Raw genomic sequence first — 1,070 nt, 5'->3', positions numbered from 1 at the left:
AGTTCATGAGTTGAGGATGGTTTTGGCTAAACTCAGCAAAAACGACGATGGCAAAAGCTCCGCCCAACGCCGCACCAGCAGAGACCCCAATGATGCCGGGTTCTGCCAATGGGTTTCGGAAAAGCCCTTGCATGACCACCCCACAAATCGCGAGGATTGCGCCGATGAACATACACAAAATCGTACGAGGCAGGCGTATCTCATTGATAACGAGTTGAATGTGTGGTGCCAGCTCTGAATGTGCGCCAATTAAGCCGCGCAGACTGTCTGTGAAACTGATGTTCATCGGGCCGACGGTTATAGAAGCGATGGCGATAAACGCTAAAAATCCAGACAGCGTAATCAGCGTGGTTGATAAAGGAATACGTCGTAACAGCATCGAAAATCTCTATGGGTAAAGCAAGGCATTGAGACGTTTAGCCTCTGACAGGCTTTTTAGTCCCAAACCGCCAACCAAAGCGTGTCCATCAATGGTGATGATGTTCTTTGTCTGGCCTGCTGGTGTTGCTGCAAGTAACGGCATCGCCTTTAAAATGGCGTCTGCACCGCCCATGGTCTCATAGCTGCGGCCACTAACTAAAATGACATCGGGTTGCATCTCTACCATCGCTTCGGTCGACAGTGGTTTGTAAGAGGTCAGTTTTTTCGCCGCAGGATTGTCACCGCCTGCTAACTCGATGATGGCGTCTGGCGTGGTATCCAAGCCTGCAACATTGGCTGGGCGACCTTCGTGAATAAGCAAAAACAGCACTTTCTTTTTAGCAGAAGGTGCAGGCTGATTCGCTTGCAAAGATTCGACTTGCGTTTTTACCTCTTGCTTCAAGTTTGCTGCTTGAGACTCACGGTTCATGATCGTTGCAATCTGGTCGATACGATGCAAAAGCCCGTTAACGTTGGCTTCTGTATTGACTATCTCGACATCCACACCTGCCGACTTTAGTTGATTTAAGGTGGTAGTTGGTCCCATCTCATCAGAGCCAATTAACTTGGTTGGGCTCAGTGCCAACAACCCCTCTGCTGAAAGTCGGCGATGATACCCAACGTCGGGTAACTCCATGCCTTGCGGCAAA

The 1,070-nt window shown here is 49.6% G+C and carries 2 protein-coding genes; both read right to left on the bottom strand.

Going from position 1 to position 1,070, the window contains the following annotated elements:
• The coding region (locus R7P74_RS25010) for an iron chelate uptake ABC transporter family permease subunit (RefSeq protein WP_318123336.1) at positions 1-379 on the bottom strand (379 nt) is incomplete at its 3' end.
• A gap of 9 nt (positions 380-388) precedes the next feature.
• The coding region (locus R7P74_RS25005) for a heme/hemin ABC transporter substrate-binding protein (RefSeq protein WP_318123334.1) at positions 389-1,070 on the bottom strand (682 nt) is incomplete at its 5' end.

This window comes from Vibrio sp. 2033, assembly GCF_033339735.1.
Note: the sequence above shows the minus strand (reverse complement) of the source record. Positions and strands in the feature narration are given on the sequence as shown.